14 protein-coding genes, 1 pseudogene and 1 riboswitch are annotated in these 14997 nt (G+C 73.7%); of the genes and pseudogenes, 6 read left to right on the forward strand and 9 right to left on the reverse strand.

Translation table 11 applies throughout. The features are described 5' to 3' along the window. Window positions 1–163 precede the first annotated feature (163 nt). Both BIV25_RS10135 and BIV25_RS10140 read left to right on the forward strand, forming a co-directional pair. Window positions 164–1327: pseudogene (locus tag BIV25_RS10135) on the forward strand (MFS transporter). Window positions 1328–1438: 111 nt separating this feature from the next. Beyond that, window positions 1439–1654, forward strand: coding sequence for a hypothetical protein (locus tag BIV25_RS10140; protein ID WP_071371873.1), 216 nt, complete (start codon window positions 1439–1441; stop codon window positions 1652–1654). Here the strand turns inward: BIV25_RS10140 and BIV25_RS10145 are convergent. Together BIV25_RS10145 and BIV25_RS10150 are read right to left on the reverse strand one after the other, a co-directional pair. Beyond that, a complete protein-coding gene (locus tag BIV25_RS10145; protein ID WP_071371874.1) occupies window positions 1651–2526 on the reverse strand; it encodes an SDR family oxidoreductase in 876 nt (291 codons plus the stop codon). The two genes, BIV25_RS10140 and BIV25_RS10145, sit on opposite strands and share 4 nt — an antisense overlap. 74 nt (window positions 2527–2600) lie before the next feature. Continuing rightward, window positions 2601–3341, reverse strand: coding sequence for a metalloregulator ArsR/SmtB family transcription factor (locus BIV25_RS10150; RefSeq protein WP_256255715.1), 741 nt, complete (start codon window positions 3339–3341; stop codon window positions 2601–2603). 110 nt (window positions 3342–3451) lie between these two features. On the opposite strand from BIV25_RS10150, the gene BIV25_RS10155 reads away from it, so the two are divergent. Continuing rightward, window positions 3452–4573: an MFS transporter gene (locus BIV25_RS10155; RefSeq protein WP_256255716.1), complete on the forward strand. Its 1122-nt coding sequence runs from the start codon at window positions 3452–3454 to the stop codon at window positions 4571–4573. On the opposite strand, the gene BIV25_RS10160 is transcribed toward BIV25_RS10155, so the two are convergent. After that, the gene (locus tag BIV25_RS10160) at window positions 4548–5093 is read right to left on the reverse strand and encodes a GNAT family N-acetyltransferase (protein ID WP_079176539.1); all 546 of its coding nucleotides are present in this window, start codon (window positions 5091–5093) and stop codon (window positions 4548–4550) included. The two genes, BIV25_RS10155 and BIV25_RS10160, sit on opposite strands and share 26 nt — an antisense overlap. A gap of 119 nt (window positions 5094–5212) precedes the next feature. Between BIV25_RS10160 and BIV25_RS10165 the strand changes: the two genes are divergently transcribed. Next, entirely contained in the window at window positions 5213–5725 is a 513-nt protein-coding gene (locus BIV25_RS10165; RefSeq protein ID WP_177235219.1) for an N-acetyltransferase, read from the forward strand. Between the two features lie 7 nt (window positions 5726–5732). Here the strand turns inward: BIV25_RS10165 and BIV25_RS10170 are convergent, their stop codons facing one another. Continuing rightward, the gene (locus BIV25_RS10170; protein ID WP_071371878.1) at window positions 5733–6152 is read right to left on the reverse strand and encodes a nuclear transport factor 2 family protein; all 420 of its coding nucleotides are present in this window, start codon (window positions 6150–6152) and stop codon (window positions 5733–5735) included. A 62-nt stretch (window positions 6153–6214) separates the two neighbouring features. Next, a complete protein-coding gene (locus tag BIV25_RS10175; RefSeq protein ID WP_071371879.1) occupies window positions 6215–7135 on the reverse strand; it encodes a zinc-binding dehydrogenase in 921 nt (306 codons plus the stop codon). A gap of 151 nt (window positions 7136–7286) precedes the next feature. Between BIV25_RS10175 and BIV25_RS10180 the strand changes: the two genes are divergently transcribed. Further along, window positions 7287–8237: a LysR family transcriptional regulator gene (locus BIV25_RS10180; protein WP_071371946.1), complete on the forward strand. Its 951-nt coding sequence runs from the start codon at window positions 7287–7289 to the stop codon at window positions 8235–8237. A gap of 54 nt (window positions 8238–8291) precedes the next feature. Here BIV25_RS10180 and BIV25_RS10185 read toward each other — a convergent pair whose 3' ends face one another. Next, window positions 8292–9494 carry a CdaR family transcriptional regulator gene (locus tag BIV25_RS10185; protein ID WP_071371880.1) on the reverse strand — a complete coding sequence of 401 codons (1203 nt, stop codon included), beginning with the start codon at window positions 9492–9494 and terminating at the stop codon, window positions 8292–8294. A gap of 182 nt (window positions 9495–9676) precedes the next feature. Here BIV25_RS10185 and BIV25_RS10190 point away from each other — a divergent pair, with 182 nt between their 5' ends. Continuing rightward, window positions 9677–10642, forward strand: coding sequence for an SGNH/GDSL hydrolase family protein (locus BIV25_RS10190; RefSeq protein WP_256255717.1), 966 nt, complete (start codon window positions 9677–9679; stop codon window positions 10640–10642). A 67-nt stretch (window positions 10643–10709) separates the two neighbouring features. Here the strand turns inward: BIV25_RS10190 and BIV25_RS10195 are convergent, their stop codons facing one another. From BIV25_RS10195 to BIV25_RS10205, 3 genes are all read right to left on the reverse strand, one after another. Then, a complete protein-coding gene (locus BIV25_RS10195) occupies window positions 10710–11741 on the reverse strand; it encodes a cytochrome c oxidase assembly protein (protein ID WP_071371881.1) in 1032 nt (343 codons plus the stop codon). A gap of 135 nt (window positions 11742–11876) precedes the next feature. Beyond that, window positions 11877–13169 (reverse strand): NRAMP family divalent metal transporter, encoded by a 1293-nt coding sequence (locus BIV25_RS10200; RefSeq protein ID WP_256255718.1) that lies wholly within the window; start codon window positions 13167–13169, stop codon window positions 11877–11879. After that, a complete protein-coding gene (locus BIV25_RS10205) occupies window positions 13166–14512 on the reverse strand; it encodes a magnesium transporter MgtE N-terminal domain-containing protein (protein ID WP_071371882.1) in 1347 nt (448 codons plus the stop codon). The genes BIV25_RS10200 and BIV25_RS10205 overlap by 4 nt, the downstream gene beginning before the upstream one ends. 312 nt (window positions 14513–14824) lie before the next feature. Beyond that, a riboswitch (M-box (ykoK) riboswitch) is annotated at window positions 14825–14996 on the reverse strand. Window position 14997 lies beyond the last annotated feature (1 nt).

Genomic DNA, 14997 nt, shown 5'->3' on the forward strand with positions numbered 1-14997 from the left:
CCGGTCCCCGGCCGCCAACGCCTGATGACGGGTCACAGAGCGGACGGTGACCCGTCACAGGGGCAATCCAGGAGGCACGTGGTTCTGTCCATGGCCGCGGGTCCCGCCGGTGGGTGAGGGTCGCCGCATGACCGATACGGGCCGCACGGCCGGTCGGGGCCGGATGCCGGACGGGCTCGTCGCGCCGGCGCTCGGCGGGTTCGGCATCGGGCTCACCGAGTTCCTGGTCGCCGGGCTGCTGCCGCAGATCGCGCCGGCTTCGCGGTGTCCGAGGCGACGGCGGGCCGGCTGGTCTCCGGGTACGCGCTGAGTGTCGCGGTCGGCGCGATCGCGCTCACCGCGGCGACGGCCCGGCTGCCCCGCAAGAGCGTCCTCGTCGGCCTGCTGGCGTTGTTCGTCATCGGCAACCTGTTGTCCGCCGTCGCACCGGACTACCCGGTGATGCTGCTCGGGCGGATCGTCGCGGCACTGTGCCACGGTTCGTTCTTCGGCATCGGCTCGCTGGTCGCGCGCCGTCTGGTCGCACCGGAGCGGAAGTCCCGCGCGGTGGCGGTCATGTTCGCGGGGCTGACGGTCGCGAACGTCCTGGGCGTGCCGTTCGGCGCGCTGGTCGGCGAACGGGAGGGGCTGGCGGGCCGCGTTCTGGGCGGTCACCGCGATCGGTGTGCTGGCACTGGCGGGGATCGTCGTGCTCGTGCCCGCCCGGTCCAGCCACCCTGGCCCGGAATCGCCCGACGGTCTGCGGGCTCAGCTCCGTGCCTTCCGCTCCCGGCAGGTCTGGCTGACCCTCGCGGACACCACGCTCGGCTACGGCGCGATGTTCGGCGCGTCCACCTATCTCGCCTTCACCTTCACCGAGGTCGGCTGCTTCTCCCCTGCGGACGTCGCCTGGCTGCTCATGGTGTACGGCGTCGGTCTGGTCGCCGGCAACCTGATCGGCGGGCTAGCCGCCGACCACGACCGCGACCGTGCCCTGCTCCTCGCCCTGCTCGCCCTCACCCTCACCCTCACGCTGACCGCGTTCGGACTGCTCACGGGCAGCGCCCCCGCCTCGGTGGTCCTCGTGTTCCTGCTGGGGGTGTCCGGGTTCGCCGGCGTCCCCGGCATGATCACGCGCGTGACCGACGTCGCCCACGGCGCGGCGCCGGCCGCCGGCGCCAACGTCTCCGCGTCCGACATCGGCAACGCCCCCGGCGCCTGGCTCGGCGGTCTGGCCACCACCGCGGGCCTCGGATACGCCGCGCCGCCCTACGTCGGCGCCTGCATCGCCCTGGCCTCCGCGGTCGTCATGGCCGTTGCCGCACACGACGCCCGGTCCGCGCGGTGAGCGGCGGGGCCATCAGGGTGCTTCCAGGTGGTGTCGGGCAGCGGGGGTGGGCCCGCTTGGCCATGCTGGGCCGAAAGTGGCACTCTCCCTCCCCGCGACAAGGAGCACGGTATGGCCTCGGACTCGGTCGAACGCTTCATGGCGGCCCTGGACCCGGAGCACCGGGACACGGTCGGCGCCCGGCCCCGCCAGGAACAGGAGCAGCTGGCGGCGGCCTGGGAACGGGAACTGGAAGCGGACGACGAGCTGGACACCCTCGACGAGCTGTCCCCGCCGGCGGCGGAGGCCGAGGCAGCCCGCCGTGTGCTGGAGCGGGAAGCCGGCTAGCCGGCGGGCGGCGGCGTCGCCCGCAGGACCTGCTCCAGCGTGCCGGCGGGGTGGCCGGTCAGGTCCTGGACGGCGGTGGTCACCCCGGCGAGGGAGCCGTCGGCGATCGCCGTGTAGGTGGAGACCCAGGCGTCGAGTTGCCAGTCGGGGGCGTCGTACCCCGCGCGGGAGGCGTAGGCCTGCTCGACGGTCTCCGGCACGTACGAGACCGGGCGGCCGGTGACGGCTGTGATCGTCGCCGCCACCTCGGCGAGGGTGAGCGCCTCGGGGCCGGTCAGCTCGTAGGCACGACCGGTGTGCGGACCCGGATCGCGCAGGACCGCGACCGCCGCGTCCGCGATGTCGTCCTGCGCGACCACGGCGGCCCGGCCGTCACCGGCGGGGCCGCGCAGCGCGCCGTCCTCGCCCACGAGGCCGGGCATGAAGTCGGCGTAGAGGTTGTCGCGCAGGAAGGTGAAGGGCACGCCGCTGGCGCGGATGTGCTGCTCGGTGTGCCAGTGGTCCCGGGCCAGGGTGAAGGTCGCGTCGGGTGCGGCGCCGCAGAAGGAGACGTAGACCAGGTGGGCGACGCCCGCCTCGGCCGCCGCGTCGACGAAGGTGCAGTGCTGCGCGACGCGGTCCGGGGACTCCGAGGCGGAGACCATCAGGACGCGGTCGGTGCCGCGCAGGGCGCGCACGAGGGCGTCGTGGTCGCCGTAGGCTCCGGGTACGGCGGTGGCGCCGGGCAGTTCAGGGGCGCGGGCCGGGGTACGGCACAGCAGGGTCTGCGGAGTGCCTGCGGCGGCCAGGCGGCGGGCGACGCGTCCGCCCAGCCGGCCGGTGGCGCCGGTGACGGCGTAGGTGGCCTGGACCTCGGCCTGGGCAGGAGCCATCGTCGTTCTCCTCGGTGCGGTTCCGGAGTGCTGCGGTGTGTCGGTCGGCACTGTAGTTCGCCCGGTGTGCCCGCTCAGGTCAGGTCCGCAGTGTCGACGGGCAGCTCGGCCAGGCGCCACTCCAGCATGCCGTCGTTCAGCCGGAGCGCGCGTCGGCCGTGGCCGGTCAGCAGGCGGACCGCGTCGTGGGCGAGGACGCAGTACTCGCCGCGGTAGTAGACCACGATCTCGGCCTCCTCGGGCAACTCGGCGACACGGTCGGCCAGTTCGCCGACCGGGATGGAGAGCGCGCCGGGAATGTGTCCGGCCCGGTGCTCCTCCGCCGGGCGCACATCGAGCACGACGACACCGCCGGCGGCGACGCGCGCGTTCAGCTCTTCGCGGGTGACCTCCGCGGCACCGTCGTCACCGAGATAGGCGTCGCGGGCGGCGGGCACGGCGGCCTGGTGGTTCTCGGCGACCTTGCGCAGCAGTGCGAACAGCAGGGCCACGTCCTCGCCGGTGAGCCGGTAGTGGATGCGCACGCCCTCACGGCGCGTGGCGACGAAACCGGCCTGCTTGAGCGTCTGAAGGTGCGCGGACGCGGTCGTCAGGTTCAGCCCCGCGGCCTTGGCCAGGGCGTCGACGGTCCGCTCCCCCTGCGCGAGCAGATCCAGCAGCTCCAGCCGCTTTCCGCTGGCCAGCGCCTTTCCGCTGGTCGCGAAGGCGTCGTAGAGCCGCGTCTTCGAACCGGTCGCGGGTTCCCGGTGGTCTCCGGCCCTGCATCCTCCATAATTCCATGGAATATCGTGGAGGACGGGCGGCGTTCCGACCACCCTTGCCGACGACCATCTGACGGCGACCAGGGCTCCGGCCGGGCCCGTGCGGCTCTGGCTGCGGGAGAACCCGGGTCCAGTTCACGCTGCTCGTCGTCGTCAACGTCTGTGTGGGCGGTCTGGTCGGCCTGGAACGCACCACCGTCCCGCTCATCGGCAGCCACACCTTCGGGCTCACCAAGGCTCTCACCAACCTCGCCGCCGGCGCGCTCACGGCGCGGTTCCGCCGCAAGCAGCTCCTCGTCACCGGCTGGCTCATCGGCGTCCCGGTGCCCTTCGCGCTCGCGTGGGCCCCGTCCTGGGGCTGGATCGTCGCCGCGAACGTACTGCCCGGCCTCAACCAGGGGCTGACCTGGTCGATGACGGTCAACATGAAGATCGACCTGGTCGGCCCGGCCCGCCGCGGACCGGCCACCGGGCTCAACGAGGCAGCCGGATACACCTCCGTGGGCGCGACCGCCCTGATCTCCGGCTGTCTCGCCACGGCCTGCGGCCTGCGCCCCGTCCCCGAGCTGATCGGTGCCGTCTTCGTCGCCGCCGGACTCGGCCTCGCCCTCGTCGTGCGGTACACCGCGGCCCACGTGGCCCTCGAACTCGCCCGGCACACCGAGCCGTTGCCCGGCACCGGGAGCACCGGCCTGTCCGCCGCCTTCGCCCGTACCTCCTGGCACGACCGCTCCCTGCGCGGCGCCAGCCAGGCCGGCCTGGTCAACAACCTCAACGACGGCCTGACCCGGGGCGTCTTCCCGCTCCTCTTCACCGAGCACGGCCTCGGCATCGCCGCCGTCGGACTGATCAAGGGCCTCTACCCCATCCTCTGGTGCATCGGCCAGATCCCCACCGGCCACCTCGCCGACCGCATCGGCCGCAAACCCCTCGTGGTCACGGGCATGTTCGTCCAGGCCGGCGGCTTCGTCCTCGCCCTGGCCCTCCTGGACCGTCCCCTGCTCGCCGGCGTCCTCTCCGCGGTCGCCCTCGGCATCGGCACCGCCCTGGTCCACCCGGCGCTGATCGCCTCGATCTCCGACCACGCACACCCGGCCCGGCGCGCGAACGCCCTGGGCACGTACCGCTTCTGGCGCGACATCGGCTACGCCGGCGGCGCCGTGATCGCCGGGCTGCTGGCGGACGCCTTCGGACTCGACGCCACGGTGATCACGGCCGCGGCCCTGACCGCCGCCTCCGGCCTGCTCGCGGCCCGCTGGATCACGGAGCGCCACCGGGCCGCTTGAGGGCACCGGCGGCCAGCCGGTAGCGGAGTTCGGGCACGCACACCCCGTCGTACTCGTCGGTCTGGACGGCGCCGTCGGCGGCGTACCCGGCCCGTGCGTAGAAGCGGCGGGCCGGGGTGTTGCCGGTGAGGACCCAGAGCACCATCTGGTCGAAGCCGTACGCGCGGGCGTGTGCGTGCACGGCCCGGAGCAGCGTGCGGCCGATGCCGGAGCCGATCAGCGCGGGCCGGACGTACAGGGCATGGAGCTCACCGGTGGCCGCGGTGGTGTCGGTGTCACGACAGGGTCCGAGGCAGGCCCAGCCCGACACGTGCCCGTCGGTGTCGACCGCGACCAGGTCGGTCCTGCCGTCTCCCGGCTGCGTGACGCGCTCGCGGTGTCGTCGCGCGTCCGCCTCGACCGTCATCCGGTCGAGGCAGGAGCGGGGCACGATCCCGGCGTACGCGGTCCTCCAGCCGGTCACGCGTATCGATGCCACGGCCTCGACGTCGCCTTGCGCCATCGCTCGTACAGTCACCATCCCGGCACGCTACGGGACCCGCCCGCACGACCACCCCCGAATTGCCGCGCCGCTCGGGCCCGGACGGAGGGCGCGACGGAAATCCCTTGGCGCGCCCTCCGGTCGGCATGCCCACGCCCATGACCGACAGAGCCGGCGCCCCTGTCCGCACCACCCTCACCCTCCCGGTCGCCGTGCGCGACCTGACACCCGGGGATCTGCCCGCCTGCACATGGTCCGGCTCGGCCACCCATCTGCGCCATGTGGAGCGGGAGTTGGCGCGCGCGGCGGCGGGCGAGGTGGACTATCTGGCCGTGTGCACCCCGGCCGGCCTGCCCGTGGCGATCGGCGGCGTCGACTACCGGGCCCGTGCGGGCGCCGGGACCATCCGGCAGCTCGCCGTACTGCCGGCGCTCCAGTCCCGCGGACTGGGCACACTGCTGATCCGGGCCGCCGAGCGACGCGTCGTCGGCCGTGGGCTGCGTACGGCGGAACTCGCCGTGGAGGAGGGCAGTCCCCGGGCCCGCGCCCTGTACGAGCGCCTGGGCCACGTCGCGTACGGCCGCGCGCCGGACGCCTGGGACGAGGAGGGCCCGGACGGGTCGTTCCGCCGGTACGAGACGATGTGCGTCCTCCTGCGGAAGGAGCTCTGAGCGGGACCTACCGGGCGTCGTGCTCGGGGAAGAGGACCGCTGCCACGTGCTGGGTGTCGGCGTACTCGACGACAGAGGTGATCTTGCCGTCGCGGACGGTGTAGATGCCGAGGCAGCGGTTGTCGTAGACGCCGCCGTACACGGTCCTGGCCCTGGAGGTCCATTCGGCCACCACGCGGTCGCCCTCGGCGATCGTGCTGATCAGTTCGATCTCCAGGGTGCCGGGCACCAGGATCGGTCCCATGCTGCCGAGGAACTCCCCGATGATCCGGTCCCGTCCGTGCCACACCTTGGAGATGGGCAGGTCGCCCGGGTAGTGCCAGGTGGCGTCCTCCGCGAAGCTGTCGTGGACGACGTCCGCGTCGCCGTCGCGGACGGCCTCGACGTAGCGGATGACCACGGCCCTGGGGTCGGTGACGGTCGTCATGGTCGTACTCCTTCGGTGGTGGGTGAACTGGCCGGTGGAAAAGGCCGGTTGGCCGGCGCTGCTCAGGAGAGCGTGAGGACGGCCTTGCCGCGGATGCGGCGGTCGCGCAGGTCGGTGAGGGTGGTGGCGGTGTCGGCCCAGTCCGTGACACGGCCGATCTCCGGGTGCAGCCGCCCCTCGGCGGTCAGCCGGACCAGCGCGGCCAGGTCGTCGTCGAGGCGGGTGTCCGCGTCGAGGTAGTGGAAGTGACGCAGGACGGCCGATTCGGGACCGTCGAAGAAGTCGAAGAAGTCGAGCGTCGCCGGCCTGCGGCCCGCCTGCCCGAACCAGATGAGGGCGCCGCGCCGGGCGAGCCGGGCCAGAGCGGTGGCGAGGGCCTGCCCACCGGTCGACTCCAGCACGATGTCGTACGGGCCCCGGGCGTCTGCGACGTCGTGGACGATGTCGGCGGCGCCCAGCTCGGCCAGCCGGGCGCCGCGCTCCGCGTCCCGGGTCACGGCGGTCACCTGGGCCCCGGCCGCGGCCGCCAGCTCGGTGACGTAGTGGCCCACGCCCCCGGACGCGCCCGTCAGCAGGATCCGGCGGCCCACGACGGGGCCGGCCGCGCGCAGCAGCCGCAGCGCGGTGAGCCCGGCGAGGGGCAGGGCCGCGCCCTGAAGGGTGCTGACCCGGTCGGGCAGTTCGGCGAGGGCGCCGGTCGGCACCGCCACGTACTCGGCCCAGCCGCCCGACATGGGGTGCCCGACGACCCGCGTGATCCCGCTCGGCCCGCTCCCGTCGGCGGCCGGCTGCACCACCAGTCCCGCGATGTCCTTGCCGGGGCGGTCACCGGGCAGGGGCTTTTCCAGCTTGAAGGTCTCGCCCCGGTTCACGGAGAACGCCTCGACCTTCACCAGCGCCTCGTCGGGGCGCGGTGTCGGCTCGGCGACGTCGGCCAGCACGACGGGCTCGGCGGGGTCTCCGGTCGGCAGAAAGGCTTTCATCGGTGTCGTCCTCCTCGGCGGCCTGCGGCACCATCGGCCGGTGCGGCGGTGGGTGCGGCCTCGGGAACCATCTGACCGCCGCGGGCACCGGCCCGGCCAACAACCGGACCCGTCGGGCGACAACGCCTCGTTGTCGCCTATGGTCAGCGGCATGGATCTCGACCTCGCGCTGGTCCGCGCCTTCGTCACCACCGCCGGGACACTGCACTTCGGGCGTGCCGCCGAGGAACTGCGCACCAGCCAGCAGGCGCTGTCCAAGCGCGTGGCCCGGCTGGAGGAGCTGCTCGGCGTACGGCTCTTCGAGCGCCAGGGCGGCGTCCGGCTCAGCGAGGCGGGCGAGCGGTTCCTGCCGGGCGCGCGCGAGGCGCTCGCGGCCGGCGAGCGCGCCGTCGCGGCCGTGACCGGCGCGGGAGCGGCCGTGCGGATCGACATCTGGGGGCACCTGTACGCGCCGATGCGCACCGTCGCCGCCGCCGTCCGGGCGGACGGCCCGGTGCGGTGGGAGCCAGGTCCGGGACGTGACTGGCCGTCGGTCGCCCAGGCCTTGGCACGCGGTGAAGCGGACCTGGGCTTCGGCCGCGTGCATCCGCTGCCCGGGGGACGGGACGCGGCACTGACCCAGCGGCTGGTACGGCTGGAGCCCGTCGACGTGGTGCTCGGCCCGTCCCACCCGCTGGCCGGTGCCGACGCGCTGCGCCCCGCCGACCTGCGCGACAGCGCGCTGTGGAGCCCGGCCGAACTGAGCCGCCTGGACTTCCTGTGCCGTTTCGCCGACGAGTTCGGCATCACGCGCCGGCACGACGGCCCCAACCTGGGCCTCGATCACCTCCTCCAGCACGTCCGCGCCGACCCCGAAGGCTTCGCCCTCTTCCCGGCCGACGCTCCGCTGCCGGACCACTCGGGGCTGCACGGCATCCCGCTGGTCGGTCCGACCCCGCTGTACGCGTGGTCGCTGGCCTGGCACGACGCCTACCGTCACCCGCTGCTCGACACCCTGCTGCGGGGCTTCGCCGAAACCGGCCGCGCCCGCCGCTGGCTGGAGTACACGCCGGGGCGCGACTGGCTCCCCGACACCGACCACGCGAAACTGACGATGCGTTAGGCAGTCGTCAACTCCACTTCGGTAATGCGCAGTTCAGAATCCACAATGCACGGCTCACGGTACCTCGGAAGGTTGCGGCAGCAGCCGCAGGGCGTGCAGGGCCACCGAGAGTTCCGCGACCGCTCGGGGGTCCTGGAGGGAACGGCCGGTCAGCTCCTCCAGGCGGCGCAGCCGGTAGCGGACGGTGTTGCGGTGACAGTACAGCTGCCGTGCCGCGTCGGCCGCCGAACCTCCGGCCGCGTACCACTGCTCCAGGGTCGCCAGCAGCCTGTCGCGCTCCTCACCGGGCAGGGCCAGCACGCGCGCGAAGACGGTGCGCGCGATCCGGGTGGCCTCGTCCACGGACGCGGCCACCAGCATGGCGACCGGGCTGTCGTCGAACCGCAGGACGCCCGTGGCCTCCCGCGGCACCCGGGCCAGCGCGAGGCGGGCCAGGCGCAGGGCCCTGGGGGTGTCCCGCAGGGCGCGGTACCCGGGACTGGCACCCACCCGGGCCGTGGGCACTCCGCCGAGGACGCGCAGGGCGGCGCCCTCGCCGTCCGGGCCGCGCACGGCCATGATGCCGACCTGGAGGTCGGGCGACAGCCGCCAGGCCGAGCGGATCCGTTCCGCCAGCAGCAGGGGCTCGATGCCGGGCAGCGCCTCGCGGCCGGGCACGGGGACGGCGGCCGCCACGACCACGAAGGGACCCTCGGCCGGCAGGCCGAGCGCATCGGCGGCTTCCCACAGGGTGGTGCGGTCGGTCAGCATGCCCGTGAACAGGGCCTCGACCAGTACGGAGCGCTCGCGGTCACGTTGGAGCAGCAGTTCCGCGGCCGTCTCGCGGTAGGCGTCGCTGGCCGCGGCCGCGAGGCCCTCGTTCACCCACCACGCCGCGAGGGCCACGAGGGTGTCGGTGGTGACGGCGTCCGCGGCACGGGCGGCGGACGCCAGCTCGGACCACAGGAACTCCGAGCCGACCCGGTAGGCATGCAGCAACTCCCCCAGCGGCGCTCCCTCGCGTGCCGCTCTGCGGCCCGTCTCCTGCGCCGGCTCCATGCCGGCCGCACAGCCGTGGGCCAGCTGCCCGAAGACCAGCTCGATGTTGCGCCGGCAACTGGCGGTCAGCTCCTCGAAGGCGACGGGGCCTTCGTCTCCGTAGTAGCCGACCTCGGCGCGGATACGGCGGGCCATGCGGACACCCAGCTCGTGCCCGCGGCCGAGCAGCGCGGCCGCGACGGGGGCGATCTCGGCGGGCGGTGGCGGTGTGCGGCTCATGTCCGGCAGGTTACAAACGGACGTCGGCGTCCACGAAGGCGGTGTGCGCGGGCACAACGGGGCCGTCGTGCCGCTGTGCGCGGGCACATGGTCCGCGAGGCGGGGGGCTACGACGATGTCCTCAACGTTACCGGCCGGTACCGGAGTTGTGCTTCCGTCGTCCCGTCTCCCCAGGAGCAACCGTGCCCAGAGCCGCATCGCCGAGCACGCACCGCAGCCACCGCGCACCACGCACGACAACCGCCGAGGCCCCCGCCACCGCACGGCCCGCCCGCGGCGTGAAGGCGCTCTTGCGCTGGACGTCCGCCCTCGCCGGCGGCGTACTCCTCGCGGCCGTCTCCACCACCACCGCCCACGCGGCGCCCTCGACGGCCGGCGCCTACGTGGCGCTCGGGGACTCGTACGCCGCCGGCGCCGGCATCCCCGACCAGTCCGCGGGCCTGTGCATGCGCTCCGACCACGACTACGGTCGGCTCGTCGCCGCGTCCCTGGGCCCGCGCACGTACCGGGACGTGACCTGTGCGGGCGCGAAGGTCGGTGCGCTCACGACGGCCCAGAGGGACGCCGGAGTCGTGGTCAACGGCCCCCAGCTCGACGCCGTCGCGCCGGACACCACCCTGGTCACGCTCACCGTCGCGGGCGACAACCTCGGCACCTCGGACTTCGGCTTCGGGGACCTCGCCGTCACCTGCACCGCGCTCTCGGTGACGGATCCGCTCGGTGCCCCCTGCCGCGACTACTACCAGAACACTCTCCACGAGCGAACGGACACCGCGGCGGCCCAGCTCGGCAGCGCCCTGCGGCTGATCCGTGCGCGGGCCCCGCAGGCCAGGGTGCTGGTCGTCGGGTATCCGGCGGTGCTTCCCGACGACCCCGAAAAGTGCCTCGGCAGGCTGCCGGTCACGACCGGGGACATCGCGTTCCTGCGGTCCGTGCTGGGCGATCTCGACGACACGCTCGCGGCCACCGCCCGGTCCGACGGCGCCACGTACGTGGACACGCTCACCCCGACCCGGGGCCACGACAGCTGTTCCGCGGCGCCCTGGATCGAGGGACTGGTCCCCGCCTCCCCCACCCTGCCGCTGCACCCGAACGCCACCGGGGAACGCGTGATGGCGAACGCCGTCCTGGACGCGCTCGGCGCCTGAGCGGACACGACGGTGGGGCCGGCCGGAGTCCCTGCTCCGTCCGGCCCCACCGGGTCCGCGGCCGATGTCACCTCTCCCGGTGCTGGCCCCGGATCCGCTGGGCCACCTCGTTCTGTTCCGTCTCCCACCAGGGGCGTACCCGCTCGGTCTCGGCAGACGGGGCCCGCTGGGCGTGCTCCACGGCGGGGGCGGGCACGACGGCGGGGGTGAGTTCCGCGTCCAGGCGGCGGTCCAGGGCGGCGTTCTGGACGCGCTCGGCGCGCGCCCACTGGTAGAGGAGGGCCAGCAGGAAAGGCAGGGCGACCAGCTCGGCGATGCTGAGCATCGCGCCGCCGCCGATCTGCTGGTCGTGCCGGACGTCCGGGGACCAGGTCGGCGCGTGGTGCAGGTACCAGGCGCCCGCGATCAGCGTGCCGTGCGTCATCACCACGACGCCCGGGACCGCGTCGACGATGCCGTCCAGGAAGACGAGGGCGGCCCGGACCGGGTGGGTGCACCAGCGGGGCAGCGTCTGCTCGTGGGTCAGCATCGGTACGACGAAGAGACAGCCGGCCACGAGCAGGTGGAGGTACATCAGCTCGTGCAGCCAGCCCACGCGCAGGGCCGTGGCGAAGTACGGCGTGAAGTAGACCGTCAGTTCCGTGGCGAGCACGAGGGCGGTGCTGATGAAGGGGAAGGTGAGCACACGCACCAGGCGGCCGGACACGGCCCGGCGCAGCCGTCCGGCGGCGCCCTCCGGCAGAGCCTCGACGGCGAGCCGCAGCGGGTCGCCGAGGGCGAGGCCGAGCGGGGCGACGAGGTCCAGCAGCACGTTCTGCACGGCGGCCGGCCAGAACAGCACATGGTCGTAGACGGCCAGCGCGGACATCGTGGCCACCACCAGCGCACCCAGGCCGAGCAGCACGAACGCGGCCACGCGGACCGGCGGCCACGGCTCGCCCCGCTCGCGCAGCCGCGCGAGGCCCCAGCCGTAGAGCGCGCCCAGGGCGATGACCAGCAGCAGGGCGGGGATGTCCAGCTGCCACGTGGACAGCAGTCGTCCTGTGGTCAGCTCGGGGAGCTGACCGGCCGCCAGTGCGGTCGGCGCGTGGCCATCCATGCGGAACGTCCTCCTTCGGCTCGGTACGGGGGCCTCGGGGCGGAAGAGTCCGGCTCGGGTCCACCAAGGGACGGTAGTCCCCGGCAGCCCGCGGCCCGGCATCGGGGTGCGGCACGCCGGGGTGAACGGCGTGGATCAGCCGAGACCGAACCAGCCGAGGAGCGTCTGGACGAGGAGGATCGTCGACATGGCGGCGACGCCGACGACCACGGCGGTGGCGGCGACGCGGTAGCGCGGGCCGTTGGCGGCCGGGCCGAGGACCGAGCGGCGGTTGGTCAGCACCAGGAGGTAGACCAGGACGATCGGGCTGATCAGGCCCTGCAGGACCTGGGTGCCGATCAGCAGCTGGATGACGTCGACCGGGGTCATCGCGACCACCGCGCCCAGCACGATCTGGGCGGTGAACAGGCCGAGGAAGAGCGGGGCGTCCCGGAAGCTGCGGGAGACGGAGCGCTCCACGCCCGCGGCCTCTCCTATGGCGTAGCTCGCCGAGAGCGGGACGACGGCTCCGGCCAGGGCGGATGCGCCGAGCAGACCGAGCGCGAACAGCAGCTCGGCGTTGCGGCCCGCGACCGGCTTGAGCGCCTCGGCGGCCTGGGCGGCGGAGTCCAGCGGGCCGGTGCCGCCGATGGCGGAGGCCGTGGCGATGATGATGGTCAGGCTGATGACGCAGGCGAAGACGGCGCCGAGGACGGCGTCGGCGCGGATCAGCGGGTAGTCGGCGGGCTTGGCGCCCCGGTCGACGACGCCAGCGGCGGCGTAGAACTGCATGTACGGGCTGACCGTCGTGCCGATCAGGGCGACTGCCAGCAGGATGAAGGCCTTGTTCGGTTCCATGTGCGGCACGACGAGGTGGTGGCCGACCGCGCCCCAGTCCGGGTGGCCGAGGATCATCGCGACCGGGTAGGCGAAGAAGGCCAGCGACATGATCAGGAAGATGCGTTCGGCCCAGTGGTAGGAGCCGAACAGCACCAGCGCCCAGAGCAGCACCGCGGCCGGCGGGATGACCGCCCACTTGGGGACGCCGAGGAGTTCGAAGGCGGCCCCGATGCCGGCGAACTCGCTCACCACCAGGCCGGTGTTGGCGAGCAGCAGGCAGAACACGGCGAGCGCGGTCAGGCGGAGGCTGAACTGCTCGCGGATCAGGGCCCCGAGGCCCTTGCCCGTGTAGGCGCCGAGGCGGACGGCCATCTCCTGCACCATCACCAGGGCGAGGGTCACGAGCACCATGAAGAACAGGGTGCCGTAGGTGAACTGGGAGCCCGCCGAGGCGTAGGTGGCGATGCCGGCGGCGTCGTTGCCCGCGTTCGCGGCGACCAGTCCGGGTCCGGCCACCGCCGCGATCATGGTGATGCGCCGCCAGCCGGTCCGGCGTGCGGGCGTGGTGGCCTGCGGTGCCGCGGTGGCGGTGTCGAGGTCGCGGGTCACTGCAGGAACCTCCGGAAGTGCAGCCGCCCGCGTTCGGGCAGCATCGCGTCGAGCAGGTCGTCGGCCAGGATCCGGCCGAGCGGGCGGTCGCTGTCGTCGACCACCAGGAGTGAGGAGGCGCGGGCCGCGACCAGTTGGTCGGCGGCCTCGGCCAGGGAGGTGTCGGCACGGACGGTGTCCGGCGGGCCGAACTGGGCCAGCCAGGTGACGAGGTCGGATATGGGGGTGGTGTCCTCGGCCACCGCGACGTCGAACAGCGGGATGTCGCACAGCAGCCGGTCCGTGCCGTCCACCACGGCGACCGCGTCGATCTCGGTGCGGTGCTCGTGCTGCTCGGCCAGCCGGCCGCGCACCTCGGCGACGGTCTCGTCCGGCCGGGCGGTGATCAGCAGCGTGGTCATCGCACCGCCCGCCGTGCCCTCCCGGTGGGCGAGCAGCCGGCGCAGTTCGGCGGCCTCGTCCTTGGGCATCCGGTTCAGCAGGGCCTCGCGCTCCTCGCGCCTGAGGTCGCGCAGGGCGTCGGTGGCCTCGTCGGGCTCCATCTCGTCGACCAGGCGGGCGGCGTGTTCCGGCTGTGCCTCGCGCAGCAGGTTCTGCAGCTCGGCGGGCTCCATCTCCTCCAGCGCGTCGGCGGCCTGCTCCGGTTCCAGCCAGTCGAGCAGCTGCTGGCGTTCGGCGCGGCCGAGGTCTTCGAGGATGTCGGCGAGGTCGGCCGGGCGCAGCCGGTGCAGCGCGGCTCGGGAGGCGCGCAGCCGGACCTCGGGCGGGCCCTCGGTGGCCTGCTCGGCGAAGGGGGCTATGGCCTGCCAGTCCAGCACCCGCTCCGGGGTGGGGCGGGCCTGCCAGCGGCGCGGGCCGAGCCGGCGCAGCAGGGTGGGCAGCGAGACGTCCACGCCGACGAGGACGACCTGGTCGACCAGGGGCGCGAGATACAGGTCGGCGGCGCGGGTCACCTGGACGCCGTCGACGTCGACCAGCTGGTGGTCGAGCACGTCCTTGGCGAGCAGCGCCTCGCCGGGACGGCGGACGAAGTCACGCAGGTCGACGCGGGCGGTGCGCAGCCGCACGTGTCCGGCGTGCACCTTGCCGAGGGCGTCGGCGGGCAGGAAGGTGTGGCGGCGGCCGATGCGCAGGATGAGCCCGGTGACCGGCGGGTAGGAGTCGGTGCCGTAGAGCCGGGCGACGACGTCGACGACGCGGCCGACCTCGTCGCCGGACTGATTGGTGGCCGGTCCGCCGATCAGCCCGGCGAGGGAGACCAACGAGGTACGGACCGCCTTGGACGTGGTGGCACGGCGCTCCAGGTTGACCCGGCGGTCGCGCAGGCGGGCCGAAGTGGACATGAGCAGAGTGTGGGCAGCCAAGATGAACACCCCCTTGCCCCGGTATGGCGGGGCTACGGGCGGCCCGTGGCAGCGCATGTCGTCCCCGCGCCGGCGCACCGGGCGCGCACCGGCGCACGGTCTGCCGACCGGGTGACCCGGTCGGGGATCAGCGACGAGGAGGCTGCTGCGGGCCGCGGAAGGACGGCGCGGACAACACGATGAGGGGCCGACTATGGCCCGGACTACTGTCCATGTCGCCTCCTCCCGGTCACGGCCGCGCGGAGAGTGTCGCGGTCCTGTGGCGGAGGGCAGCCGGAGCCGACTCGGCCCGGCACACCCCTTCTCGTCAGAGCTTTGGCACTCCACGGCGTGATCCCCGTAGGGGGAAGCCACTTGGGGTCACCCCTTGGGCCGGGGAGACCTGTCCTGATCCGGAGCGTCTCTCGACGGGTGGGATCAGTGGCCTGTGTCCGTGAAGACGCCTCACCGAACGAGGTGCCTTT

The organism is Streptomyces sp. MUSC 14 (assembly GCF_001866675.1).
Lineage (GTDB): Bacteria > Actinomycetota > Actinomycetes > Streptomycetales > Streptomycetaceae > Streptomyces.

Coding starts and splice junctions, on each gene's coding strand:
- BIV25_RS10185 (WP_071371880.1), bottom strand. CDS start 9,494: ATGAGCCGCACACCGCCACCGCCCGCCGAGATCGCCCCCGTCGCGGCC.
- BIV25_RS10170 (WP_071371878.1), bottom strand. CDS start 6,152: ATGACGACCGTCACCGACCCCAGGGCCGTGGTCATCCGCTACGTCGAG.
- BIV25_RS10205 (WP_071371882.1), bottom strand. CDS start 14,512: ATGTCCACTTCGGCCCGCCTGCGCGACCGCCGGGTCAACCTGGAGCGC.
- BIV25_RS10180 (WP_071371946.1), top strand. CDS start 7,287: ATGGATCTCGACCTCGCGCTGGTCCGCGCCTTCGTCACCACCGCCGGG.
- BIV25_RS10140 (WP_071371873.1), top strand. CDS start 1,439: ATGGCCTCGGACTCGGTCGAACGCTTCATGGCGGCCCTGGACCCGGAG.
- BIV25_RS10165 (WP_177235219.1), top strand. CDS start 5,213: ATGACCGACAGAGCCGGCGCCCCTGTCCGCACCACCCTCACCCTCCCG.
- BIV25_RS10145 (WP_071371874.1), bottom strand. CDS start 2,526: ATGGCTCCTGCCCAGGCCGAGGTCCAGGCCACCTACGCCGTCACCGGC.
- BIV25_RS10175 (WP_071371879.1), bottom strand. CDS start 7,135: ATGAAAGCCTTTCTGCCGACCGGAGACCCCGCCGAGCCCGTCGTGCTG.
- BIV25_RS10160 (WP_079176539.1), bottom strand. CDS start 5,093: ATGGTGACTGTACGAGCGATGGCGCAAGGCGACGTCGAGGCCGTGGCA.
- BIV25_RS10195 (WP_071371881.1), bottom strand. CDS start 11,741: ATGGATGGCCACGCGCCGACCGCACTGGCGGCCGGTCAGCTCCCCGAG.